The organism is Pseudomonas sp. FSO-7 (assembly GCF_059579345.1).
Genome location: NZ_CM184193.1, coordinates 5959695 through 5979610 on the forward strand (window position 1 = coordinate 5959695; position 19916 = coordinate 5979610).

Genomic DNA, 19916 nt, shown 5'->3' on the forward strand with positions numbered 1-19916 from the left:
TTAATCTTGACGATGACCTACTCTCACATGGGGAAACCCCATACTACCATCGGCGATGCATCGTTTCACTGCTGAGTTCGGGATGGGATCAGGTGGTTCCAATGCTCTATGGTCGTCAAGAAATTCGGTAGCCAGCGCGTGCCTTGCGGTCACGTTCCAGCGAATGGGTATGCGATAGTTTGGTGCTGTTTGTGAGTATCTCGAACTTTCGGTTCGTTTCGTCTTCACACACCGCAATCTGGTCTCCTTCGCCTTTAGGCTTGGAGTTGCAAATTGCTTGGGTGTTATATGGTCAAGCCTCACGGGCAATTAGTACAGGTTAGCTCAACGCCTCACAGCGCTTACACACCCTGCCTATCAACGTCGTAGTCTTCGACGGCCCTTCAGGGGACTCAAGGTCCCAGTGAGATCTCATCTTGAGGCAAGTTTCCCGCTTAGATGCTTTCAGCGGTTATCTTTTCCGAACATAGCTACCCGGCAATGCCACTGGCGTGACAACCGGAACACCAGAGGTTCGTCCACTCCGGTCCTCTCGTACTAGGAGCAGCCCCTCTCAAATCTCAAACGTCCACGGCAGATAGGGACCGAACTGTCTCACGACGTTCTAAACCCAGCTCGCGTACCACTTTAAATGGCGAACAGCCATACCCTTGGGACCGGCTTCAGCCCCAGGATGTGATGAGCCGACATCGAGGTGCCAAACACCGCCGTCGATATGAACTCTTGGGCGGTATCAGCCTGTTATCCCCGGAGTACCTTTTATCCGTTGAGCGATGGCCCTTCCATACAGAACCACCGGATCACTAAGACCTACTTTCGTACCTGCTCGACGTGTCTGTCTCGCAGTCAAGCGCGCTTTTGCCTTTATACTCTACGACCGATTTCCGACCGGTCTGAGCGCACCTTCGTACTCCTCCGTTACTCTTTAGGAGGAGACCGCCCCAGTCAAACTACCCACCATACACTGTCCTCGATCCGGATAACGGACCTGAGTTAGAACCTCAAAGTTGCCAGGGTGGTATTTCAAGGATGGCTCCACGCGAACTGGCGTCCACGCTTCAAAGCCTCCCACCTATCCTACACAAGCAAATTCAAAGTCCAGTGCAAAGCTATAGTAAAGGTTCACGGGGTCTTTCCGTCTAGCCGCGGATACACTGCATCTTCACAGCGATTTCAATTTCACTGAGTCTCGGGTGGAGACAGCGCCGCCATCGTTACGCCATTCGTGCAGGTCGGAACTTACCCGACAAGGAATTTCGCTACCTTAGGACCGTTATAGTTACGGCCGCCGTTTACCGGGGCTTCGATCAAGAGCTTCGCGTTAGCTAACCCCATCAATTAACCTTCCGGCACCGGGCAGGCGTCACACCCTATACGTCCACTTTCGTGTTTGCAGAGTGCTGTGTTTTTAATAAACAGTCGCAGCGGCCTGGTATCTTCGACCGGCGTGGGCTTACGCAGCAAGTGCTTCACCCTCACCGGCGCACCTTCTCCCGAAGTTACGGTGCCATTTTGCCTAGTTCCTTCACCCGAGTTCTCTCAAGCGCCTTGGTATTCTCTACCCAACCACCTGTGTCGGTTTGGGGTACGGTTCCTGGTTACCTGAAGCTTAGAAGCTTTTCTTGGAAGCATGGCATCAACCACTTCGTCACCCAAAGGGTAACTCGTCATCAGCTCTCGGCCTTAGAATCCCGGATTTACCTAAGATTCCAGCCTACCACCTTAAACTTGGACAACCAACGCCAAGCTGGCCTAGCCTTCTCCGTCCCTCCATCGCAATAACCAGAAGTACAGGAATATTAACCTGTTTTCCATCGACTACGCTTTTCAGCCTCGCCTTAGGGACCGACTAACCCTGCGTCGATTAACGTTGCGCAGGAAACCTTGGTCTTTCGGCGTGGGTGTTTTTCACACCCATTGTCGTTACTCATGTCAGCATTCGCACTTCTGATACCTCCAGCAAGCTTCTCAACTCACCTTCACAGGCTTACAGAACGCTCCTCTACCGCATCACTTGCGTGATACCCGTAGCTTCGGTGTATGGTTTGAGCCCCGTTACATCTTCCGCGCAGGCCGACTCGACTAGTGAGCTATTACGCTTTCTTTAAAGGGTGGCTGCTTCTAAGCCAACCTCCTAGCTGTCTAAGCCTTCCCACATCGTTTCCCACTTAACCATAACTTTGGGACCTTAGCTGACGGTCTGGGTTGTTTCCCTTTTCACGACGGACGTTAGCACCCGCCGTGTGTCTCCCATGCTCGGCACTTGTAGGTATTCGGAGTTTGCATCGGTTTGGTAAGTCGGGATGACCCCCTAGCCGAAACAGTGCTCTACCCCCTACAGTGATACATGAGGCGCTACCTAAATAGCTTTCGAGGAGAACCAGCTATCTCCGAGCTTGATTAGCCTTTCACTCCGATCCACAGGTCATCCGCTAACTTTTCAACGGTAGTCGGTTCGGTCCTCCAGTCAGTGTTACCTAACCTTCAACCTGCCCATGGATAGATCGCCCGGTTTCGGGTCTATTCCCAGCGACTAGACGCCCTATTAAGACTCGCTTTCGCTACGCCTCCCCTATTCGGTTAAGCTCGCCACTGAAAATAAGTCGCTGACCCATTATACAAAAGGTACGCAGTCACCCAACAAAGTGGGCTCCCACTGCTTGTACGCATACGGTTTCAGGATCTATTTCACTCCCCTCTCCGGGGTTCTTTTCGCCTTTCCCTCACGGTACTAGTTCACTATCGGTCAGTCAGTAGTATTTAGCCTTGGAGGATGGTCCCCCCATATTCAGACAAAGTTTCTCGTGCTCCGTCCTACTCGATTTCACTTCTAAGATCCTTTCGCGTACAGGGCTATCACCCACTATGGCCGCACTTTCCAGAGCGTTCCGCTAAAATCAAAGAAGCTTAAGGGCTAGTCCCCGTTCGCTCGCCACTACTAAGGGAATCTCGGTTGATTTCTTTTCCTCAGGGTACTTAGATGTTTCAGTTCCCCTGGTTCGCTTCTTGCACCTATGTATTCAGTACAAGATAACCATCTTATGATGGCTGGGTTCCCCCATTCAGACATCTCCGGATCAAAGTCTGTTTGCCGACTCCCCGAAGCTTTTCGCAGGCTACCACGTCTTTCATCGCCTCTGACTGCCAAGGCATCCACCGTATGCGCTTCTTCACTTGACCATATAACCCCAAGCAATCTGGTTATACTGTGAAGACGACATTCGCCGAAAATTCGATCTTGCTCTAAGAGCAACTCACAAATTTTACCTTAGCCTGATCCGTTACCAGTGAAAGTAACGCTCAGTCTATCTTTCTATCACATACCCAAATTTTTAAAGAACGAACTAGTCAAAGACTAGAAATCAACATTCACCATCGAACCGATGGAATGCTCATTTCTAAGCTTTATACAATCGAAGCAGTAGTGGTGGAGCCAAGCGGGATCGAACCGCTGACCTCCTGCGTGCAAGGCAGGCGCTCTCCCAGCTGAGCTATGGCCCCGTATTTCTACAGGCGTTTCCCACACAAAATTGGTGGGTCTGGGCAGATTCGAACTGCCGACCTCACCCTTATCAGGGGTGCGCTCTAACCAACTGAGCTACAGACCCAATTTCGGGCTGCTTCTTTCGTCTTCTTCAATGAATCAAGCAATTCGTGTGGGAGCTCATGAAGCAGCTGCGGTCGTCGATTAAGGAGGTGATCCAGCCGCAGGTTCCCCTACGGCTACCTTGTTACGACTTCACCCCAGTCATGAATCACACCGTGGTAACCGTCCCCCCGAAGGTTAGACTAGCTACTTCTGGTGCAACCCACTCCCATGGTGTGACGGGCGGTGTGTACAAGGCCCGGGAACGTATTCACCGCGACATTCTGATTCGCGATTACTAGCGATTCCGACTTCACGCAGTCGAGTTGCAGACTGCGATCCGGACTACGATCGGTTTTGTGGGATTAGCTCCACCTCGCGGCTTGGCAACCCTCTGTACCGACCATTGTAGCACGTGTGTAGCCCAGGCCGTAAGGGCCATGATGACTTGACGTCATCCCCACCTTCCTCCGGTTTGTCACCGGCAGTCTCCTTAGAGTGCCCACCATAACGTGCTGGTAACTAAGGACAAGGGTTGCGCTCGTTACGGGACTTAACCCAACATCTCACGACACGAGCTGACGACAGCCATGCAGCACCTGTCTCAATGTTCCCGAAGGCACCAATCCATCTCTGGAAAGTTCATTGGATGTCAAGGCCTGGTAAGGTTCTTCGCGTTGCTTCGAATTAAACCACATGCTCCACCGCTTGTGCGGGCCCCCGTCAATTCATTTGAGTTTTAACCTTGCGGCCGTACTCCCCAGGCGGTCAACTTAATGCGTTAGCTGCGCCACTAAGAGCTCAAGGCTCCCAACGGCTAGTTGACATCGTTTACGGCGTGGACTACCAGGGTATCTAATCCTGTTTGCTCCCCACGCTTTCGCACCTCAGTGTCAGTATCAGTCCAGGTGGTCGCCTTCGCCACTGGTGTTCCTTCCTATATCTACGCATTTCACCGCTACACAGGAAATTCCACCACCCTCTACCATACTCTAGCTCGACAGTTTTGAATGCAGTTCCCAGGTTGAGCCCGGGGCTTTCACATCCAACTTAACGAACCACCTACGCGCGCTTTACGCCCAGTAATTCCGATTAACGCTTGCACCCTCTGTATTACCGCGGCTGCTGGCACAGAGTTAGCCGGTGCTTATTCTGTCGGTAACGTCAAAACACTAACGTATTAGGTTAATGCCCTTCCTCCCAACTTAAAGTGCTTTACAATCCGAAGACCTTCTTCACACACGCGGCATGGCTGGATCAGGCTTTCGCCCATTGTCCAATATTCCCCACTGCTGCCTCCCGTAGGAGTCTGGACCGTGTCTCAGTTCCAGTGTGACTGATCATCCTCTCAGACCAGTTACGGATCGTCGCCTTGGTGAGCCATTACCCCACCAACTAGCTAATCCGACCTAGGCTCATCTGATAGCGCAAGGCCCGAAGGTCCCCTGCTTTCTCCCGTAGGACGTATGCGGTATTAGCGTCCGTTTCCGAGCGTTATCCCCCACTACCAGGCAGATTCCTAGGCATTACTCACCCGTCCGCCGCTCTCAAGAGGTGCAAGCACCTCTCTACCGCTCGACTTGCATGTGTTAGGCCTGCCGCCAGCGTTCAATCTGAGCCATGATCAAACTCTTCAGTTCAAACATCTTTGGGTTTTGAGAAAACCCTAAACTTGGCTCAGCAATCGTTGGTTACATCTTTGATTTCTCGCGGAGTAACTTGTGATGCTGATAATCTGTTGACTAGCAGTCTGACTCCACAAGCACCCACACGAATTGCTTGATTCAGTTGTTAAAGAGCGGTTGGCTGAGTCTTTCGTCTCAACCGAGGCGCGCATTCTACAGCGCCCCGTGCATCTGTCAAGCGGTTATTTTCAGAAGTTTTCAAAGTTTCCTTATCAACTTCAACCACTTGCGCTTCCGATCTCTCGTTAGCGGGAGGCGAATTCTACAGCGTTAGTCGCTGCTGTCAACACCTCTTTTTCACCGCTTTCGACCGAGAAGATCGAACCGCCGATAGAGCCAAACAACACTGCGCTATCTGCTTCTTCCGGACTTCGATGAACTGAAGTCCTGCACCGTCGAAACCCACTTAACTCGTTGAATCTCAAGGAGTTTTCCGTTTCGACTGCGCCGGAAGTGGGGCGAATTATAGACGTCCAGAATTTGCCGTCAACCCTTAATTTCGCTTTATTCAGATTTCAGCGTAATACGTGCGAAAGCCTTCTTCCCAGCCTGGCACACATGAGTAGAGCCCAGCTTGTATATATAGGTGCGATCCACAACCTCACCATCTATACGCACACCACCCGAACCCAACAGATCTCGCGCCACCGCCGCATTCTTGACCAAGCCCGCCTTATTAAGGACCGCTGCAATTGGCATATCCTCGGCAGCAGTCAACTCGATCTCAGGCAGATCATCCGGCAGCTCGCCATCCTTCATACGATTACCCGCCGCACGATGAGCGTTGGCCGCAGCCTCCTCACCATGGAAACGCGCAACGATCTCTTCAGCCAGCTTGATCTTGATGTCTCTCGGATTGGCCCCGGCCTCTACATCAGCACGGAACGCATTGATCTCATCCATGGACCGGAAGCTCAACAACTCAAAGTAACGCCACATCAGCACGTCTGGAATGGAGACCAGCTTGCCATACATGACGCCCGGCGCTTCCTGGATGCCCACGTAGTTGCCCAGGGACTTGGACATCTTCTTGACACCATCCAGACCTTCCAGCAATGGCATCGTCAGGATGCACTGCGCCTCCTGACCATAACCACGCTGCAGCTCACGCCCCATCAACAGGTTGAACTTCTGGTCGGTACCGCCAAGCTCAACGTCCGCGCGCAACGCGACCGAGTCATAACCCTGTACAAGCGGATAGAGGAACTCATGAATGGCGATTGGCTGATTGGTTGTATAGCGCTTGTCGAAATCATCGCGCTCGAGCATGCGAGCCACAGTGTACTGGGACGTCAGGCGAATGAAATCCGCCGGCCCCATCTGATCCATCCAAGTGGAGTTGAACGCCACTTCGGTCTTGGCCGGATCAAGAATCTTGAAAACCTGAGTCTTGTAGGTCTCGGCGTTATCGAGAACCTGCTCGCGGGTCAGTGGTGGGCGCGTAGCGCTCTTCCCGCTCGGATCACCGATCATGCCGGTGAAGTCCCCTATGAGGAAGATGACCTGGTGCCCCAGATCCTGGAACTGGCGCAGCTTATTAATAAGCACGGTGTGACCCAGGTGCAGATCGGGCGCCGTCGGATCGAAGCCAGCCTTGATACGCAGCGGCTGCCCGCGCTTGAGCTTTTCGATCAGCTCGGACTCGACCAACAGTTCTTCCGCACCACGTTTGATCAGCGCTAGCTGCTCTTCAACCGACTTCATAACAGACCCGTAAGGCTCAGATTCAAAGGGCCCCAACCATACAAGATCGCGCACCAAATACAAGGTTTGCCCGGCGCACGGACGCCAATCCACAGAACAGAGCGTTCGCGGGCTTGCTTCGCAGGGGTTTTGGTTATATTTTATACAGTTATTTCATCTTCATCATGTCATTCATCTTTTCCAATTCATCTTTTCAAAAGTCAAAATTACTTATGACCACAGAACCGTCTAAAGCGCCGCCGCTTTACCCAAAGACCCACCTGCTTGCCGCCAGTGGCATCGCAGCCCTCCTAAGCCTGGCGCTGCTGGTGTTTCCCTCCAGCGATGTTGAAGCCAAAAAGACGACTCTGAGTCTTGAACTGGAAAGCCCTGCTGAACAACTGACACAAGAACAAGACGCCGCCGAAGCCGTTCAAGCCACAAACGAACCGGCCGCCTCTCCTTTTGCGCAGATTGAAAACAGCCCGGAAGACACTGCCCAGGCCGCCGCTCAGGTAGAAGCGCCTGTTGTGCAAGAAAAGAAAGGACCGGACCATCGCGAAGTGATTGTTGCCAAGGGCGACACGCTTTCCACCCTTTTCGAAAAGGTTGGCCTGCCCTCGACGTCGGTCCATGAAATCCTGGCCAGCGACAAGCAAGCCAAGCAATTCACTCAGCTGCAACGGGGCCAGAAACTCGAATTCGAACTCGATCCAGGCGGACAACTGACCACTCTGCACACCAAGCTGAGCGACCTGGAAAGCATCACCCTGACCAAAAATGACAAGGGTTATGTATTCAACCGCGTCACCGCCAAGCCTACCGTTCGCTCGGCCTACGTCCATGGCGTCATCAACAGTTCATTGTCCCAGTCAGCTGCACGCGCAGGTCTTTCCCATAGCCTGACCATGGACATGGCCGGTGTCTTCGGCTACGACATCGACTTCGCCCAGGACATTCGCCAGGGTGACGAATTCGACGTCATCTATGAACAGAAAGTGGTCAACGGGAAGAGCGTCGGCAACGGCCCGATCCTTTCCGCGCGCTTCACCAACCGCGGCAAGACGTACACCGCAGTGCGCTACACCAACAAGCAAGGCAACAGCAGCTACTACACCGCCGACGGCAACAGCATGCGCAAGGCATTCATTCGTACACCGGTTGATTTCGCCCGCATCAGTTCGAAGTTCTCCGCCGGCCGCAAGCATCCGATCCTGAACAAGATCCGCGCCCATAAAGGTGTCGACTACGCCGCCCCCCGTGGTACGCCAATCAAGGCGGCCGGCGACGGCAAGGTGCTGCTCGCAGGACGTCGCGGCGGTTATGGCAATACCGTGATCATCCAGCACGGCAATACCTACCGCACGCTGTACGGCCACATGCAGGGCTTCGCCAAAGGCGTGAAGACTGGCGGCACCGTCAAGCAAGGCCAGGTGATCGGTTACATCGGAACCACCGGCCTGTCCACCGGCCCGCACTTGCACTATGAGTTCCAGGTCAACGGCGTCCACGTCGATCCCCTTGGCCAGAAGTTGCCGATGGCCGATCCGATCGCCAAGGGCGAACGCGCGCGCTTCCTGGCTCAAAGCCAACCCTTGATGGCTCGCATGGATCAAGAGAAAGCTACCATGCTGGCCTCGAGCAAGCGCTAAGCCATGGCGCTCTATATCGGCGTGATGTCCGGGACCAGCCTGGATGGCTTGGACATCGCACTGATCGAACTGGCCCCGGCGATCAAATTGATCGCCACGCACTACATTCCCATGCCCGCCGCTCTGCGCGCTGAATTGCTCGGATTGTGCAGCAGCGGGCCCGATGAGATTGCCCGCTCCGCCATTGCCCAGCAAAGCTGGGTAAAGCTGGCCGCACAGGGCATCCACACCCTACTCGATGAACAGAAACTCAAGCCTGAAGACATCACGGCGATTGGCAGCCATGGCCAGACCATTCGCCATGAACCCGCCCGTGGGTTTACCGTGCAGATCGGTAATCCGGCCCTACTGAGCGAATTGACCGGCATTGCCGTCGTCAGCGATTTCCGCAGCCGCGATGTCGCCGCTGGCGGACAAGGCGCCCCGCTGGTACCGGCCTTTCACGAGGCACTGTTCGAAGAACGAGCGGGTAATCGTGCCGTGTTGAATGTCGGCGGTTTCAGCAATCTCAGCCTGATAGAGCCCGCAAAACCTGTAGCCGGCTTCGACTGTGGCCCAGGCAACGTATTGCTCGATGCCTGGATACATCAACAACGAGGCGACGATTTCGACCGTGACGGCCAATGGGCTGCCAGCGGGACAGTCGAGCCTGCCCTGCTCAAGGCACTGCTCAGCGATCCCTTCTTCGTCACCAAGGGTCCGAAAAGTACCGGCCGCGAAGTATTCAACCTGCCTTGGCTGAGCCAGCATTTGTCACAGTTGCCAGCCTTCGCCCCCGAGGACGTACAGGCGACGTTGCTCGAACTGACCGCCCTGACCATCGTCGAATCACTGCAGCATGCCCAGTCGAATACCCAGGAGTTGCTGGTCTGCGGCGGCGGCGCGCACAACCTGACGCTCATGAAACGCCTGGCTGAGTTGCTGCCGGATACCAAAGTCAGCAGTACGGCGATGTATGGCGTGGACCCGGACTGGGTCGAAGCCATGGCTTTCGCCTGGCTCGCCCATTGCTGCCTTGAAGGCATTCCAGGCAATCGTCCGAGTGTCACTGGCGCCCGTGGCTTGCGCGTACTCGGCGCCATCTACCCGGCCTGAGATCAAATTACGGACAAAAAAACGCCGCAGGGCCGTAAGGCACACTGCGGCGTTTTTATTGAAGCACTCAGATCGAGAACGAAGAACCGCACCCACAGGTAGTAGTGGCGTTAGGGTTCTTGATCACGAAACGCGACCCCTCCAGACCTTCCTGATAATCCACCTCGGCACCTGCCAGGTACTGGAAGCTCATCGGATCGACCACCAGGCTGACCCCTTCGCGCTCGACGATGGTGTCATCTTCGGCCACGTCCTCATCGAAAGTGAAGCCGTACTGGAAACCGGAACAACCGCCACCCGTAACAAATACGCGCAGCTTCAAACGATCATTGCCCTCTTCATCGACCAGGCTCTTCACCTTGTGCGCGGCACCGTGGGTGAATTGCAAAGCCGTGGGGGTGAAGGTTTCGACGCTCATGCTGAATATCTCCCGGCGCTTACGCCGCCATAATGCGTGATGGCGGGCATTATCCGCTTCTCCTAGAAAATTGGTCAACTATTTGCGAAGCAGCGGCAAGCTACACGTCCAAAGCTGCAAGCTTGTAGCTTAAAGCTTGCAGCTTGTAAGTGTTCTTAAGGCAACATCCCCGCATGGGACAGCCCCAGGCGCTCATCCAGCCCGAACAAGATGTTCAAGTTCTGCACCGCCTGGCCCGACGCGCCCTTGACCAGGTTATCGATGACCGACAACACCACCACCAGGTCACCGTCCTGCGGACGATGTACCGCGATCCGGCAAACGTTCGCACCGCGCACGCTACGGGTTTCCGGATGGCTGCCAGCCGGCATTACGTCGACGAACGGTTCATCGGCGTAACGCTTTTCAAACAATGCCTGCAGGTCCACCGAACGATCGACGACGGTCGCATACAGGGTGGAATGGATGCCACGAATCATCGGCGTCAGGTGCGGCACGAATGTCAGGCCGACGTCCTTGCCCGCTGCCCGGCGCAACCCCTGGCGAATTTCCGGCAGGTGGCGATGCCCCTTGACCGCGTACGCCTTCATGCTTTCCGATGTCTCGGAATACAGCGAGCCTACACTGGCGCCACGCCCGGCACCGCTGACACCGGATTTACAGTCGGCGATCAAGCGCGAAGCATCGGCAAGACCGGCCTCAAGCAACGGCAAGAACCCCAACTGTGTAGCGGTCGGATAGCAACCCGGTACGGCGATCAGTCGAGCCTGCTTGATCTTCTCGCGATTGACTTCCGGCAAGCCGTAGACCGCCTCTTCGAGCAACTCCGGCGCACCATGGGGCTGGCCGTACCACTTGGCCCACTCATCGGCGTCCTGCAGACGGAAGTCCGCCGAGAGGTCGATGACCTTGGTCCCGGCGGCCAGCAGTTCACCGGCCAGGGCGTGGGCGACACCGTGGGGGGTGGCGAAGAACACCACATCGCAGGCGCCGAGGGTCTTGACGTCCGGGACGCTGAACGCCAGACCGTCGTAATGGCCCCGCAGGTTCGGATACATGTCGGCGACGGCCAGGCCGGCCTCGGATCGGGAAGTGATGACCACCACTTCAGCCTGCGGATGCTGTGCCAGAAGACGCAGCAGTTCGACACCGGTGTAACCCGTGCCGCCGACGATACCGACCTTGACCATAAACCTGCCCTCAACGAACCCACTGGAAAGCCGTCGATGATAGGGGCCGCAGGGCGTGGCGACAACCGTCAAGGTGACGTGTGGCCGCTCCAACCTCTACTATCGGGCTACCGTGAATTCTTGGAATAACTAAAAATGCTCTATCTGTGGCTCAAAGCACTTCACATTGTCAGCATGGTCTGCTGGTTCGCCGGCCTGTTCTACCTGCCTCGCCTGTTTGTCTATCACGCCCAAAGCGAAGACAGCGTCAGCAAAGAACGCTTCAGCGTCATGGAGCGCAAACTGTACCGCGGCATCATGGGCCCGGCGATGATTGCCACCTTGGTATTCGGCATCTGGTTGCTCAGCCTCAATGCCGGTGCCTACTTCACCCAGGGAGGCTGGATGCACGCCAAGTTGACCCTCGTCGTGTTGCTGATCGGTTACCACCATATGTGCGGCGCCCAGGTGAAGCGCTTCGCCCGTGGCGAAAACACCCGCAGCCATGTCTTTTATCGCTGGTTCAATGAAGTGCCGGTTCTGATATTGCTGGCTATTGTAATTCTGGTCGTCGTCCGACCGTTCTAATCTCCAATCAGCATCCATTATCCGGGGTACTTCCAATGTCGTTGCCCGCTCCGCTCGAACAACGCTTGCGCCTGCCTGTCGTGGCGGCGCCCATGTTCCTGATTTCCAATCCACAACTGGTGCTGGCCTGCTGCCGCAACGGCATTGTCGGCAGCTTTCCGGCGTTGAACCAGCGCGAAAGCAGCGGCTTCAAGGCCTGGCTGGAAGAAATCGAAGCAGGCCTGGCGACCCTGGAAAATCCGGCGCCCTACGCGGTAAACCTGATTGTTCATCACAGCAATCCGCGACTTCAGGCCGACCTGGCCATCTGCATCGAACACAAAGTGCCGATTGTCATCACCAGCCTGGGTGCGGTGAAGGAGCTGGTGGACGCGGTTCACGGTTACGGCGGCCTGGTGTTCCATGACGTGACCACCCGACGGCATGCCGAGAAAGCCGCCGAAGCCGGTGTCGATGGCTTGATCGCCGTAGCCGCCGGCGCAGGCGGGCACGCCGGGACCTGGAGCCCGTTTTCACTGATTGCCGAGATCCGGCAGTTTTTCGATAAGACCGTGCTGCTGGCGGGATGCCTGAATCACGGCCATCAGATTCTGGCCGCACAATTGCTCGGCGCGGATCTGGCCTACTTCGGTACGCGCTTTATCGGCACGAGCGAAAGCCACGCACCTGACGCTTATAAAGAGATGTTGCTCACATCCAGAGCCGCAGACATCGTGCATACTCCTGCTGTATCCGGGGTACCGGCCAGTTTCATGCGCCAGAGCCTGGAGAACGCCGGTTTCGATCTCGCCGCTCTGCAGAACAAAGGCGAGGTGGATTTCGGCTCGAAACTCAAACCGCTGAACGACGAAGCCAAGGCCTGGAAAACCGTATGGTCCGCAGGCCAGGGTGTGGGTGAAATCGATGATTTGCCCAGCGTCGATCAGTTGGTGGCACGCTTGAATGAAGAATACCGTCAGGCACAAGCCCGGGCGGCGCAGCTTGGCGGGCAATGGCCCCGTTGAACCAGCCCGAACAAAACAACCAGTTAACTTTCAGAGACAAGGATGCCGGGCATGAGCGAAACCCGTTTCAACATCGTATTCGACGGCGGCCTGATGCCGGGCGTCGATACCACCACCGCCAAACTCAACCTCGCCGAGCTGTTCAAGAGCGACGTCGCCGCCATTGAACGACTGTTCACCGGTCGCAAGGTAGCCCTCAAAAGCAACCTCTCCCAGAGCGAGGCGCAGCAGTACCTGGAAGCGCTCAACAAGAGCGGAATCGACGCCAGGATCGAAGCCGAACCCGTCGTCCAACTGAGCCTTGGCGAAGTACAGGACGCGCCACGGCAACCCAGTGGACGCCATCCCGATTCGATCGTCGAGCCTGCCTCGCCCTACGCGCCTCCCCGCGCCGAAGTCGGTGAAGCGCTTGCCGAGTACAGCACACTCAAGCCCTTCAGCTTCGACGGGCGTATCGGGCGCTTGCGCTATCTGGCCTGGACCATGGTGTTGACCCTGGCCTTACTGCCCTTGGTCGGCGTGGGCTTCTGGCTGGCCTCGACCTGGCTGCTGGCGTCCGACTCGATCGCGGGACTCATCGTCGGCGGCCTGCTCGCCGCAGTCGTCGTGCTCGCCTTTGCCTTCGTGAGCATCCAGTTCAACGTCCAGCGCCTGCATGATCTCGGTTGGTCGGGGTGGTTGTGGCTGATCAACCTGGTTCCATTCGTGGGCAGCATCTTCCCCTTCGTCCTCATCATCGCTCCAGGCAATACCGGCGCAAACCAGTACGGTCCGCCACCGCCGCGCAACACCACAGCGGTCAAATTGCTGGCGTCGCTCTGGCTGGTGATGATCGTCTTGATTTTCATGGCCACCTTTGCCGGCATCTTCGGGGCCCTTCAGGAGGACTACGACAGCAGCAGCCTGAGCAGCTATGAAAGCAGCGAGTCCAGCGACGAAACCTCTGAAGAGCCCGCCGTCGAGGCAGCCGAGCCCGCTCCGCCTTCTGTAGACTATGAAGAAGAAGAGGAACAATAAGCGCGCTTCATGCCGGTGACAGCCCAGTCGACTGGCGGCGGGCTGTTGCGATGGAGAACTGCATGACCCGTTACGCACTGATCACTGGCGCTTCCAGCGGTATCGGCCTGGCCATGGCCGAAGCGCTGGCCCGGCGTGGCCGCAACCTGATACTGGTGGCTCGACAGCGTGATCGGCTGGAAAGTATTGCAATCGAACTGACTCAGCGGTTTGGCGTGGAGGTATTGTTCCGGGCTTGTGACCTGGGCGAACCGCTGAGGCTTTCAGGCTTTCTGCTGGAACTGGAGGAAGGCGAGCGACAGATCGATCTGCTGGTCAATTGTGCGGGCATCGGCACCAGCGGGCCGTTCCTGGGCCAGGACTGGATGACCGAGCAGGACCTGATCGAAGTCAACATCCTCGCCCTGACACGGCTTTGTCATGCCATCGGTAATAGCATGGCACTGCTCGGTGGCGGCCAGATCCTCAACGTTGCCTCGATCGCTGCATTCCAACCCGGCCCCTGGATGAGTACTTACTACGCCAGCAAGGCCTATGTACTGCACTTCTCCGAAGCCCTGCGAGTTGAACTGAAGAAATGCGCGATCAAGGTCTCGGTGCTTTGCCCTGGCCCGACCCGGACCGGCTTTTTCTCCAGGGCACAGATGGACGAACAGAAGCTCATCGACAGCAAGTTGCTGATGAGCCCGGAGGAAGTTGCCCTGTACGCCGTGCGCGCACTGGACAAGAACCGCGCCATTATCATTCCCGGACGCCGCAATCGCTGGCTGGCCGTACTGCCGCGATTGGGATCGCGATGGCTGGTCCGGACCATCGCCGGCATGATCAACAAGGCCTATTGCCCACGTTGATTCCTTCACGTCGAACAACCAGGCGCCTCAACTGGAGCCGTCACAACACTCGACCTTAACGAACCCAACGGAGAAACAGCTGTGGATACTCTGTTTACCAAGATCATCAACCGGGAAATCCCGGCAAAGATCATCTACGAGGATGACCAGGTACTGGCCTTCCACGACATCGCCCCGCAGGCACCCGTGCATTTTCTGGTCATCCCGAAAAAACCGATCCGCACGCTCAATGACCTGACCGAAGAAGACAAGGGCCTGGCCGGGCACATTCTGTTCACTGCCCAGCGCCTGGCGCTGGAATTGGGCTGTGAAGAAGGTTTTCGCGTGGTGATGAATTGCAATGAACTGGGTGGGCAGACGGTCTATCACATTCATATGCATGTGCTAGGGCAGCGCCAGATGCATTGGCCGCCGGGCTGATACCCCTGACCCAACGCAAATCTTCGACGGCCGATTGGGGTAAACTGGCCGCTGTGATTTTTCCCGGAGGTAAGCATGACTACCCAACGTCACTACTCGCCGATTGACCGTCTGTTGCTGCAAGCCGATACCGCGATGCGCACCCTGCTGCCCTTCAGTGGCCAGCCGTACCGCCCCTCACCGGCTATCGTGCAGCCGGACGCGCAACTGAGTGACGAGCAAACCCGCCACGTCGCTGGATTGATGCGTATCAATCACACCGGCGAAGTCTGTGCCCAGGCGCTGTACCAGGGCCAGGCGCTGACAGCGAAGCTGCCCCAGGTGCGTGAGGCCATGGAGCACGCCGCCGAGGAAGAAATCGACCATCTGGTCTGGTGTGAGCAACGCATTCGCCAGCTCGGCAGCCATACCAGCGTCCTGAACCCGCTGTTCTACGGGATGTCATTCGGGATCGGCGCGGTCGCCGGGTTGATCAGCGATAAAGTCAGCCTCGGCTTCGTTGCGGCAACCGAGCATCAAGTGTGCAAGCACTTGAACGAACACCTGGAGCAACTGCCGGCCGAGGATGAAAAGTCCCGGGCGATCCTCGAGCAGATGCGCGAGGATGAGGAACACCATGCCGAAAGTGCACTCGACGCCGGTGGCTTCCGTTTTCCGGCCCCGGTGAAGTTCGGCATGAGCCTGCTGGCCAAGGTCATGACCAAGAGCACTTATCGGATTTGACGGCGATGGGGGACTGGATAACGCTCCCCATTGCAACGCCAATGAAAAAGGCGACTTCCAGCGGAAGTCGCCTTTTTCTTTAGCTCAGGATTTCAATGCGGCGAATTGCGGGTTTCGCCATTGAGATCGACTCAACCCAATTCGATGATTTCATAATCGTGGGTGATTTCGACCCCGGCGGCGCCGAGCATGATCGAAGCCGAGCAGTATTTCTCGGCGGACAGCTCAATGGCCCGCTTGACTTGGGCTTCCTTCAGGGCTCGCCCCTTCACCACGAAGTGCATGTGGATTTTGGTAAATACCTTTGGATCTTCGGTGGCACGCTCCGCTTCCAGGAACGCTTCGCAGCTTTCGACGGCCTGGCGGGACTTTTTAAGAATGCTGACCACGTCGAAATTGCTGCAACCGCCTACGCCCAACAGGAGCATTTCCATCGGCCGAACACCCAGGTTCCGACCACCGGCCTCTGGCGGGCCGTCCATGACGACCACATGACCACTGCCTGATTCACCGAGGAACATGGCTTCGCCAGCCCATTGGATGCGTGCCTTCATCGCCAAGACTCCACTGTTAAAAAAGGGTCGCCAGCTTAGCACAGCGCTCTGGCATGACCGCTCTCCGTCTGAAGAGACGTTACCTGCTGGCATGTAGGTAAATTCTCAAATCTATTAAGGACGCCTCTGTTAAGCTGGCGCCAACTCGCTGGCGTATGGCCAGCTTTTAGCGATAGTCATTCGCCTCCATAAAAAACCAAACCACCACACCGCGCAGTCTTTCGGGATACAACCATGGTTGCCATTACTCCCACGTTCAAGATCAAGAATCTCGACAAACTCTTGATGCATTGCCAGCGCCGCCGCTATCCAGCCAAACACAACATCATTTGTGCGGGAGATCGTTCCGAGACGCTGTTTTTTATCATCAAGGGCTCGGTCACTATCCTGATAGAAGATGATGACGGTCGGGAAATGATCATCGCCTACCTCAATTCCGGCGATTTTTTCGGCGAGCTGGGGTTGTTCGAACAGGCGGGCAAGGAGCAGGAACGCAGTGCCTGGGTGCGGACCAAGATTGAATGTGAAGTTGCGGAAATCAGCTACGCCAAATTCCGAGAACTGTCCCTGCAAGACCCGGACATTCTTTACGTCCTCAGCGGACAAATCGCACAACGCCTGCGCAATACCACGCGCAAGGTCGGCGATCTCGCGTTTTTCGACGTCACCGGACGTGTCGCACGCTGCCTGCTGGAACTGTGCAAGCAGCCCGATGCCATGACCCACCCGGACGGCATGCAGATCAAGGTGACCCGCCAGGAGATTGGCCGGATTGTCGGTTGCTCGCGTGAAATGGTCGGTCGCGTACTCAAGGACCTGGAAGAGCGCAACCTGGTCAGCGTCAAAGGCAAGACCATGGTGGTGTTCGGAACGCGTTAAGCCCCCAGCAGCTGGGTCAGCCGTTCCCGGTACAGCACCTCGAGTCGCGCCAACGCGTGAGGCGCCGGGAATTTTTCGTGCAAGGCAATGTGGCTTTCGGCACGCACTCGGTGCTCCAGGCCACAGGCCTCATTGAAGCGATTGACCGCCGCGACCATAGACTCGCGCTCATTCTCCAGCAACAGCGCACCATGGACCAGACCCACCGGACGTTGACCGCCCTTGCTCTGGCGCCAGCGCTGAGCGGTGCCGACCATTTTCCGGCCGTCGAGGTTGACGTTGAAGCGCCCGTCGCAAAAGGCCCCTTCCACTTCTCCCAGCGAAGCCACCCCGCCCAATTCGTCCAACAACTGGCAGATGGGGTCGCACAACCGACGGTACCCGGTTTCGATGCGACCGTGGTCGCCTTCGCTGCGCGGCGGGGCGTAGACCAGGGCGATATTGACGGTGGTGGCCGACTGCGGTACCGGCTCACCGCCGGTTTCGCGCAGCAGGACTGGCCAGCCGTGGGCGGCCGATACTTCACAGGCCTGTTCGAACCCTGGCAGGCGACTCAAGCGGCGCGGCATGACCAGCGCACGGTCATTGGGTTGCCAGAACAGCAGGCCGAACTCGGCATCGCCCGCACAGATGCTGGCCAACAGATCCTGTTCGGCTTGCAGGCCAGCTTCGACGGTCAGGGAAATCACTGGCGACATGGATCAGTCCAGCGTCGAGCCGCTCACCGGCAGGCCTCGCTCAGGAAAGAACAGTCGCTGCAATTCCGCACCCGGGTTCTCGGCTCGCATGAATGCCTCGCCCACCAGGAACGAGTACACATCGCTGACTTCCATCAGTTCGACATCGGCCCGGTTGAGGATGCCGCTTTCGGTGATGACCAGGCGATCGCGTGGAATGCGCGGCAACAGGTCCAGGGTGGTTTCCAGGCTGACTTCAAACGTGTGCAGGTTACGATTGTTCACGCCGACCAGTTTGGTATCGAGGGTTTTCAGAGCTCGCTCCAACTCGTCGCCATCGTGGACTTCCACCAGGACATCCAGCCCGACACTCTTGGCCACGGCCGCCAACTCGGCCATTTTCACGTCATCCAGGGCGGAAACGATCAACAGCACGCAATCGGCGCCCAGCGCCCGAGCCTCGATGATCTGGTACGGGTCGATCATGAAGTCCTTGCGGATCACCGGCAACTTGCACGCCGCCCGTGCCTGCTTCAAATAGTCGTCGGCGCCTTGGAAAAAGTCGACGTCGGTCAGCACCGAGAGGCAGGTCGCACCGCCTTTCTCGTAGCTGCGTGCGATGTCGGCCGGAACGAAGTGTTCACGGATCACGCCTTTGCTGGGAGAGGCCTTCTTGATTTCGGCAATCACCGCCGGCTGTTTTTTCTTGGCCTGATCGATCAGCGCCTGGGCAAAACCGCGCGGCGCATCCGCTGAACGCGCTAGGTTTTCCAGCTCGGCCAGACTGACGCGAGCACTGCGCTCTGCCACTTCCTGGGCCTTGCGAGCCAGAATTTTTTCCAGAACCGTTGGCACGCTCATCCTTCGTTCTCCACTTTGAATACGGCGGTAAATGCACCCAACTCTTCGAGTTTTTCCCTGGCCAGGCCAGTGTGCAGTGCATCATGGGCCAGTTCCACGCCTTGCTTGAGGCTGCTGGCGTGGTCGGCGGCGTACAACGCAGCGCCGGCATTGAGCACGATCATCTCAGCGGCTTTCTGGCCGTTCTCGGTCTTGCGGCGACCCAGGGCATCGCGGATCAACGCCAGCGACTGGGCCGGGCCATCGACCGCCAGGCCGTGCAAGCTCTGGCTCTTCATGCCCAGGTCTTCAGGTTCGACCCAATACTCGCTGATCTGATCATTTTTTAGTTCGGCCACGAATGTGGGCGCCGCCAGGCTGAATTCATCCAGGCCATCCTTCGAATGGACCACCAGCACGTGCTTGCTGCCCAGGCGTTGCAGCACTTCGGCCAGCGGCCGGCACAACGCCTGGCTGAACACCCCAACCACTTGATGCTTCACGCCGGCCGGATTCGTAAGCGGGCCGAGCATGTTGAACAGCGTACGCAACCCCAGGTCACGGCGCGGCGCGGCAGCGTGTTTCATGGCGCGGTGATGGGTCTGGGCAAACATGAAACCAATGCCGACATTGTCGATACAGCGCGCGACTTGAATCGGCGTCAGGTTCAGATAGATGCCGGCCGCCTCCAGCAGGTCGGCACTGCCGCTCTTGCCTGAGACGGCGCGGTTGCCGTGCTTGGCAACGGTGCAACCGGCCGCCGCGACCACAAACGACGAGGCAGTGGAAACGTTGAAGATATTGGCGCCGTCACCACCGGTGCCGACCACATCGACCACACCGTCCAGCGTCTTGAGTTCGACCTTGTCCGCCAGTTCGCGCATCACCGACACGGCGCCGACGATTTCGTCGATGCTCTCGCTCTTCATACGCATGGCCATCATGAACGCGCCGATCTGCGCATCCGTGCATTGGCCGGTCATGATTTCGCGCATCACGTCGCGCATCTCGTCGGTGCTCAGGTCGAGATGGCCGACGATACGGCTCAGGGCTGTCTTGATATCCATGAAAAGTC

General features: G+C 57.0%; 16 protein-coding genes, 2 tRNA genes and 3 rRNA genes. 9 read left to right on the forward strand and 12 right to left on the reverse strand.

Annotation, left to right across the window (positions count from 1 at the left end; all coding sequences use genetic code 11):
- Positions 1-4: 4 nt before the first annotated feature.
- The 6 genes from rrf to tyrS all read right to left on the reverse strand — a co-directional run bounded on the left by rrf (position 5) and on the right by tyrS (position 6975).
- Positions 5-120, reverse strand: a 5S ribosomal RNA gene (rrf, locus tag AC515T_RS26200).
- Between the two features lie 168 nt (positions 121-288).
- Positions 289-3180: ribosomal RNA gene (locus AC515T_RS26205) — 23S ribosomal RNA — on the reverse strand.
- A gap of 245 nt (positions 3181-3425) precedes the next feature.
- Positions 3426-3501, reverse strand: a tRNA-Ala gene (locus AC515T_RS26210).
- A gap of 30 nt (positions 3502-3531) precedes the next feature.
- Positions 3532-3608 (reverse strand) — tRNA-Ile (locus AC515T_RS26215).
- 81 nt (positions 3609-3689) lie between these two features.
- Positions 3690-5226, reverse strand: a 16S ribosomal RNA gene (locus tag AC515T_RS26220).
- Together the 16S, 23S and 5S rRNA genes with 2 tRNA genes alongside form the textbook arrangement of a ribosomal RNA operon.
- Positions 5227-5775: 549 nt before the next feature.
- Complete coding sequence (gene tyrS, locus AC515T_RS26225; RefSeq protein WP_434698992.1) at positions 5776-6975, reverse strand: tyrosine--tRNA ligase; 1200 nt, start codon at positions 6973-6975, stop codon at positions 5776-5778.
- A gap of 212 nt (positions 6976-7187) precedes the next feature.
- Here tyrS and AC515T_RS26230 point away from each other — a divergent pair, with 212 nt between their 5' ends.
- Both AC515T_RS26230 and AC515T_RS26235 read left to right on the forward strand, forming a co-directional pair.
- On the forward strand, positions 7188-8606 hold the full coding sequence (locus AC515T_RS26230) for a peptidoglycan DD-metalloendopeptidase family protein (protein WP_496530549.1): 1419 nt from the start codon (positions 7188-7190) through the stop codon (positions 8604-8606).
- 3 nt (positions 8607-8609) lie between these two features.
- Positions 8610-9701, forward strand: coding sequence for an anhydro-N-acetylmuramic acid kinase (locus AC515T_RS26235; protein WP_496530550.1), 1092 nt, complete (start codon positions 8610-8612; stop codon positions 9699-9701).
- Positions 9702-9768: 67 nt separating this feature from the next.
- Here the strand turns inward: AC515T_RS26235 and erpA are convergent, their stop codons facing one another.
- Both erpA and argC read right to left on the reverse strand, forming a co-directional pair.
- On the reverse strand, positions 9769-10119 hold the full coding sequence (gene erpA / locus AC515T_RS26240; RefSeq protein ID WP_260962102.1) for an iron-sulfur cluster insertion protein ErpA: 351 nt from the start codon (positions 10117-10119) through the stop codon (positions 9769-9771).
- 155 nt (positions 10120-10274) lie between these two features.
- Positions 10275-11309 (reverse strand): N-acetyl-gamma-glutamyl-phosphate reductase, encoded by a 1035-nt coding sequence (argC, locus tag AC515T_RS26245; RefSeq protein ID WP_496530551.1) that lies wholly within the window; start codon positions 11307-11309, stop codon positions 10275-10277.
- A gap of 135 nt (positions 11310-11444) precedes the next feature.
- Here argC and hemJ point away from each other — a divergent pair, with 135 nt between their 5' ends.
- The 6 genes from hemJ (at position 11445) to coq7 (ending at position 15891) form a co-directional block, all read left to right on the forward strand.
- A complete protein-coding gene (hemJ, locus tag AC515T_RS26250; RefSeq protein WP_003206117.1) occupies positions 11445-11876 on the forward strand; it encodes a protoporphyrinogen oxidase HemJ in 432 nt (143 codons plus the stop codon).
- 35 nt (positions 11877-11911) lie between these two features.
- Positions 11912-12880 (forward strand): NAD(P)H-dependent flavin oxidoreductase, encoded by a 969-nt coding sequence (locus AC515T_RS26255; protein WP_496530552.1) that lies wholly within the window; start codon positions 11912-11914, stop codon positions 12878-12880.
- Between the two features lie 51 nt (positions 12881-12931).
- Positions 12932-13897, forward strand: coding sequence for a DUF805 domain-containing protein (locus AC515T_RS26260; RefSeq protein ID WP_496530553.1), 966 nt, complete (start codon positions 12932-12934; stop codon positions 13895-13897).
- A gap of 62 nt (positions 13898-13959) precedes the next feature.
- Positions 13960-14748 carry an SDR family NAD(P)-dependent oxidoreductase gene (locus AC515T_RS26265; protein ID WP_496530554.1) on the forward strand — a complete coding sequence of 263 codons (789 nt, stop codon included), beginning with the start codon at positions 13960-13962 and terminating at the stop codon, positions 14746-14748.
- Positions 14749-14829: 81 nt separating this feature from the next.
- Positions 14830-15168, forward strand: a complete 339-nt coding sequence (locus AC515T_RS26270; RefSeq protein ID WP_072405750.1) for a histidine triad nucleotide-binding protein — start codon at positions 14830-14832, stop codon at positions 15166-15168.
- 75 nt (positions 15169-15243) lie between these two features.
- Positions 15244-15891: a 2-polyprenyl-3-methyl-6-methoxy-1,4-benzoquinone monooxygenase gene (gene coq7 / locus AC515T_RS26275; RefSeq protein ID WP_496530555.1), complete on the forward strand. Its 648-nt coding sequence runs from the start codon at positions 15244-15246 to the stop codon at positions 15889-15891.
- Positions 15892-16022: 131 nt separating this feature from the next.
- Here coq7 and AC515T_RS26280 read toward each other — a convergent pair whose 3' ends face one another.
- Positions 16023-16445: an OsmC family protein gene (locus AC515T_RS26280; RefSeq protein WP_003206127.1), complete on the reverse strand. Its 423-nt coding sequence runs from the start codon at positions 16443-16445 to the stop codon at positions 16023-16025.
- Positions 16446-16679: 234 nt separating this feature from the next.
- Here AC515T_RS26280 and crp point away from each other — a divergent pair, with 234 nt between their 5' ends.
- Complete coding sequence (crp, locus tag AC515T_RS26285) at positions 16680-17324, forward strand: cAMP-activated global transcriptional regulator CRP (protein WP_060740379.1); 645 nt, start codon at positions 16680-16682, stop codon at positions 17322-17324.
- Here the strand turns inward: crp and AC515T_RS26290 are convergent.
- Genes AC515T_RS26290 through trpD form a run of 3 tightly spaced genes read right to left on the reverse strand, consistent with a single transcriptional unit; the run spans position 17321 to position 19908 of the window.
- On the reverse strand, positions 17321-18022 hold the full coding sequence (locus AC515T_RS26290; protein WP_496530556.1) for a lipoate--protein ligase family protein: 702 nt from the start codon (positions 18020-18022) through the stop codon (positions 17321-17323). The two genes, crp and AC515T_RS26290, sit on opposite strands and share 4 nt — an antisense overlap.
- A 3-nt stretch (positions 18023-18025) precedes the next feature.
- Positions 18026-18862 carry an indole-3-glycerol phosphate synthase TrpC gene (gene trpC, locus AC515T_RS26295; RefSeq protein WP_496530557.1) on the reverse strand — a complete coding sequence of 279 codons (837 nt, stop codon included), beginning with the start codon at positions 18860-18862 and terminating at the stop codon, positions 18026-18028.
- Complete coding sequence (gene trpD, locus AC515T_RS26300; protein WP_496530558.1) at positions 18859-19908, reverse strand: anthranilate phosphoribosyltransferase; 1050 nt, start codon at positions 19906-19908, stop codon at positions 18859-18861. The genes trpC and trpD overlap by 4 nt, the downstream gene beginning before the upstream one ends.
- Positions 19909-19916 lie beyond the last annotated feature (8 nt).